Genomic DNA, 4,232 nt, shown 5'->3' with positions numbered 1-4,232 from the left:
AGCTGCGCGACTGGCTGGCGGCCGGCACGGTGCCCGGCGGACCGGTGCTCGACCCGGACCTGCGCTGGCAGCTGCTGCTGCGGCTGTGCGTGCTCGGCGCGGCGGGTGAGCCGGAGATCGCCGCCGAGCTCGCCGCCGACCCCAGCGACACCAGCGAGCAGGGCGCCGCCCGCTGCCGCGCCGCACTGCCCGACGAAGGGGCCAAGGAGGCCGCCTGGCAGACGCTGTTCCACGGCAAGCTCTCCAACTACCTGGCCACCGCCACCGCCAGGGGGCTGTGGCAGCCCGAGCAGGCCGATCTCCTGGACGAGCTGATCGTGCGCTACTTCAAGGAGCTGGGGTCAGCCGCCGGCCGCCGCGGCCCCGCACTGGCCCGGGTGCTCACCACGGCGGGCTTCCCCGCCTTCGCCGCCACCGAACAGACGGTGCGGGCCGCCGAGGCCTGTCTGGCCGATCCGGACCTCACCGCGGCGACCCGGCGCGGACTGGTGGACCAGCTGGACACGTTGCGCCGCGCGGTCCGGGCACGGGCACTGGCCGAGCAGTAGCACCCGGCGGGCGGCGGGCGGCGGCGTGACCAGGGTGGTCGCGCCGCCGCCTTCCACCCACTGCCGTGTCAGGAACGGCGTCACCGCCTGGTCCAACGCACCGACGCGCTTCGTTCGGGCGCGCGCCGTCGGCGGTGACCGGTCACCCGAGCGGCCGGCACAGCCGCCGGCCACGCTGCACGTCGGCCGCCACTTCCGCCGCAGCCTGCCGCGGGAGGCCGCGTTCCCGGCCGTCCCCCCGGGGACCGCCTGATCCGGGGGCGCGGCCGTCAACCGGCCGGGCGGGTCTCCGCCTTGGGGCGCGAACGGTGTGGGAACGGTCCGTGAATTGTTCCCCGGTCGGGTGGACTGTCCGGTCGGCCGCCGGGGCCCTGCGGGCATCATGGGCCGCGACCGGGACGTCGCGGAACAGGGAGTCGCCCGATGGGAAGGCCGATGGCGGAGTTCGGCTGCGCGAAGTGCTACGGCGAGGACGAGCGGGCGGTGTGGGGGCGGCAGCGGGAGGGCTTCGAGCACGAGGCGGAGGTGGTGGACGGTTCGCGCTTCTCCGTCAACCTCCGGCGCTGCCGGGACTGTTCGCAGCAGTTCGTGTGGATCTTCACCGAGGTCGTCGACTGGATGGGCGGGGACGACGCCCAGTACGTGACGATCATGCCGCTGACCGCCGCCGAGGCCGCCGGCCTGAGGAGCGGGACCCTGCGCCCCCACGACCTCGGCGCACTCGGCCGCGGCCGCCGGCACCTGGACCACGACTGGCCCACCGGCGGCCCGGCCCGCCTGCACTGGCGCTCCGGCCGCTTCCTCGTCACGGAGGGGCGCTGAGCGGTGGTGCAGCCGCCCCGCCGAAGGGGCGGGGCGGCTGCTTCGTCCGGACTTGCTCGTGGCAGGGCGGATGAGGGTCGGGCACAACAGTGTGGGCTTCGAGGCGACTCGAAGCCCACACTGTTTCCCGATTCCTCAGCTGTCGTTGAGGGCGTAGCTGCGGAAGGTGGCGAGGAGGGGCAGCACCTCGGTCTTGCTGGGCTCCTCGGTGACGGCTCGCATCGCGTCGATCACGGTGTGGGCGATGATCTTGGTGACCGAGAGGTCGTCCGGGGCCGAGAGGGTGCCCCAGGCCTTGAGGGTCTGGTTGAGCAGGGCGCTCATCCGGGCGCCGATGTTGGAACTGACGGCATCGGAGATCTCGGCGATCTCCTCGTCGCTCATGGTGGCGCGCAACCCGAAGGCGAGCGCCATCAGGGTGTCCATGGCGTGCTCGCCGTACACGGCGACCAGCGCCGGCAGCGGCCGTTCACCGACGCTGCCCGCCGCCAGGGCGGACAGCGCCTCGTCGTCGTCCTTCCATGCCGCCTCCAGGGCGGCCAAGGCCCGCAGGGCCTCGTCCATGGTCAGCCCGTCTGTCATGGAAGGAACGGTATTGAGCCGCCCCGGCTTCCGACAGGGCGGGGAGGCGGGATCACCCCTTCGAGCGAAGTGGGGCCGATCCGGGCCGGTGGAGGCTCGCGAAGTGCTCCACGTCCCAGGTGCCGCCCAGCTCGGGGGCCAGCGAGGCGTACGCGAGGGTGGCGAAGTCCTCGCCGCCGCCCGCCCGTTCCGGCAGCGCGCCGAGCAGCGGGGCGCCGGCGGAGCGGGGCAGGTCGGCGAGGTTGCAGCGTTCGGCGAGGCCGGGATCGCTGGGCCAGGAGCCGACCAGGACGCCCGTGAGGGGGAGTTCGCGGGCCGCCAGGGCCTCCGCCGTGAGGGAGACGATGCTGAGCGTGCCGAGCCCGGCGGAGGCGATCAGCAGCACCTCGGCGGGGAGACCGGCGTCGAGGACGGCCCGGGCCTGGTCGGCGAGCGTACGGCCCTCGTCGTCGTAGCGGACCAGCAGTCCGCCCGCGCCCTCCACCAGGACGAGGTCGTGCGTGGAAGCCAGTTCGGCGACGGCCTCGGCGACCTCGGCGGGGGAGAGGTACGGCAGACCGGCCCGCCGGGCGGCCGTGTCGGGCGCCAGCGGCTCGGGGTAGCGCACCAGCTCACGGAACGTCAGTTCGCCTGCCAGTCGGCGCACTTCGGCCGCGTCGCCGGGCTCGTCCGGGGAGACCCCCGTCTGCCCGGGCTTGAGCACGGCGACCTTCAGCCCGGCCCGCAGCGCCGCCGAGGCGACCGCCGCGGTGGCGACCGTCTTGCCGACGTCGGTGTTGGTGCCGGTCACGAACAGGATGCGCGCGCTCATCCGGCCACCGCCGCGGCGGTCACGGCGGCGGCGATCCGCGCCACGTCCTCGTCCTCCGTCACATAGGGGGGCATGGTGTAGATCAAGTCCCGGAACGGCCGCAGCCAGACGCCCGCGTGGGCGGCCGCCTCGGTCGCCGCCGCGACGTCCACCGGGTGGTCCAACTGCACGACGCCGATGGCACCCTGGACCCGGACGTCGCGCACGCCGGGGACGCCCGCGGCCGCCGCGAGGCCCTCGGCCAGCCCGGCTTCGATCCGGTTCACCTCCGCCGACCAGTCCTGCCCGAGCAGCAGCTCCAGCGAGGCGTTGGCGACCGCGCAGGCCAGCGGGTTGCCCATGAACGTCGGCCCGTGCGCGAGCACCGGCACCTCGCCGCGGCTGATCCCGTCCGCGACCTCGCTCGTGCACAGCGCGGCGGCCAGCGTCAGGTAGCCGCCGGTCAGCGCCTTGCCCAGGCACATCACGTCCGGCGAGACGCCCGCGTGGTCGGCGGCGAACAGCGCGCCGCTGCGCCCGAATCCGGTGGCTATCTCGTCGAAGACCAGCAACACCCCGTACCGGTCGCACAGTTCGCGCAGCATCCGCAGGTACCCGGGGGAGTGGAAGCGCATCCCGCCCGCGCCCTGGACCACCGGTTCGACGATGACGGCGGCCAGCTCGTCGGCATGACGGGCCATCAACTCCTCGAATCTCGCGGCGTATTCGGGATCGATCGGGGAGTCGAACCCGGCGGGCGGCTCCGGGGCGAACAGCTGGCCGGGCAGCACCCCGCCCCACAGGTGGTGCATCCCGCCGTCCGGGTCGCACACCGACATCGGGTGGAAGGTGTCCCCGTGGTAGCCGCCGCGCCAGGTGAGCAGCCGGCGCTTGGCCGGCCGCCCGGTGGACTGCCAGTACTGGAGGCACATCTTCATCGCGACCTCGACGGCCACCGAGCCCGAGTCGGCGAGGAAGACGTGCTGCAGCGGCTCCGGGGTGATCTCCACCAGCGTGGCCGCCAGCCTGACGGCGGGCTCGTGGGTGAGCCCGCCGAACATCACGTGGCTCATCCGCCCCAGCTGCTCGCGCACCGCCTCGTCCAGCACCGGGTGCCGGTAGCCGTGGATCGCCGCCCACCAGGACGACATCCCGTCGACCAGCTCGCGCCGCCCGCCCGCGACCGGCTCGGCCAGCCGCAGCCGAACCCCCGAGGCGGACTCGACCAGGTACGGGGTGACGGTTCCGGGCATCGGCCCGTACGGGTGCCACACGTGGGCGCGGTCGAGGGCGAGCAGGCTGTCGGCGGACGGCTGGAGCATGGTGGGCGGTTCTCCCGTGAGTATCAGGCGTTGGGCGCGAGTTCGGTGCCGGCGCCGCGGCGGCGGACCTTCACGAGGTCGCTGCGGAGCTCGTCGTTCCCGGGCTCCCCGACCGGCGGGGCGTCGGCGACGGCCTCCGGCGCGGGGGCGCCGTGCGCGTGCCCGCCG

At 74.3% G+C, this 4,232-nt stretch carries 5 protein-coding genes and 1 pseudogene; 2 read left to right on the top strand and 4 right to left on the bottom strand.

The features are described from left to right. Both KS423_RS39835 and KS423_RS39830 read left to right on the top strand, forming a co-directional pair. Positions 1-548 (top strand): ERAP1-like C-terminal domain-containing protein (locus KS423_RS39835; RefSeq protein ID WP_224284613.1); only part of this gene is annotated, 548 nt, incomplete at its 5' end. Between the two features lie 423 nt (positions 549-971). Next, on the top strand, positions 972-1,370 hold the full coding sequence (locus KS423_RS39830) for a hypothetical protein (protein ID WP_224284612.1): 399 nt from the start codon (positions 972-974) through the stop codon (positions 1,368-1,370). A gap of 135 nt (positions 1,371-1,505) precedes the next feature. Here the strand turns inward: KS423_RS39830 and KS423_RS39825 are convergent, their stop codons facing one another. The 4 genes and pseudogenes from KS423_RS39825 to KS423_RS48665 form a co-directional block, all read right to left on the bottom strand. Continuing rightward, on the bottom strand, positions 1,506-1,952 hold the full coding sequence (locus KS423_RS39825) for a hypothetical protein (protein WP_224284611.1): 447 nt from the start codon (positions 1,950-1,952) through the stop codon (positions 1,506-1,508). Positions 1,953-2,004: 52 nt separating this feature from the next. Then, the gene (gene bioD, locus KS423_RS39820; RefSeq protein ID WP_224284610.1) at positions 2,005-2,763 is read right to left on the bottom strand and encodes a dethiobiotin synthase; all 759 of its coding nucleotides are present in this window, start codon (positions 2,761-2,763) and stop codon (positions 2,005-2,007) included. Further along, positions 2,760-4,064 carry an adenosylmethionine--8-amino-7-oxononanoate transaminase gene (locus tag KS423_RS39815; RefSeq protein WP_224284609.1) on the bottom strand — a complete coding sequence of 435 codons (1,305 nt, stop codon included), beginning with the start codon at positions 4,062-4,064 and terminating at the stop codon, positions 2,760-2,762. Before KS423_RS39815 ends, bioD begins: the two co-directional genes overlap by 4 nt. Positions 4,065-4,087: 23 nt before the next feature. Next, positions 4,088-4,232, bottom strand: a pseudogene (locus KS423_RS48665) (biotin synthase BioB); the annotation flags it as partial.

Source organism: Streptomyces sp. LS1784 (assembly GCF_020103755.1).
Taxonomy (GTDB): Bacteria; Actinomycetota; Actinomycetes; order Streptomycetales; family Streptomycetaceae; genus Kitasatospora.
The sequence above is the reverse complement of the archived record's forward strand: the minus strand, read 5'-3'. Positions and strand labels throughout refer to the sequence as shown.